This is a genomic window from Kordia zhangzhouensis, from assembly GCF_001005305.1.
GTDB classification, from domain to species: Bacteria; Bacteroidota; Bacteroidia; order Flavobacteriales; family Flavobacteriaceae; genus Kordia; species Kordia zhangzhouensis.
In genome coordinates this window covers 1-313 of the sequence record NZ_LBMH01000043.1, presented here as the reverse complement: position 1 = coordinate 313, position 313 = coordinate 1, and the positions used below count along the sequence as shown (strand labels likewise).

1 protein-coding gene is annotated in these 313 nt (G+C 45.4%); it reads right to left on the bottom strand.

Annotation, left to right across the window (positions count from 1 at the left end; translation table 11 throughout):
• Positions 1 to 313: hypothetical protein (locus tag AA088_RS18600; RefSeq protein ID WP_046746334.1), on the bottom strand; the 313-nt coding region annotated here is incomplete at both ends.

The window sequence follows — 313 nt, the reverse complement described above, 5'->3', positions numbered from 1 at the left end:
ATCTGCCGTTTCATCATCACAGGCTTCTAAATCAGTTGGCACTGCAAAGACTGGAAGTGGAGAAACTTGTAACTCAAAGCTTCCTACTTGCGCACAGTTTTGGGAGTTGACTGCGCGTACGTAAATTAGTCCTCCGTTTGTTGCTGTGTAGTTCGTAATTGCGTTCGTTCCTGCGTCAGCATCTGCTTGTGTAAGGTGATATGTAATGGTCAGTCCTACTTGTCCATTTTCCACCGTAGTGGTATGAGTAGTAAGGTCGAACATTTCTGTTCCATCTCCATTTTGATCACAGGCAACCATTGGCGGGATGTTG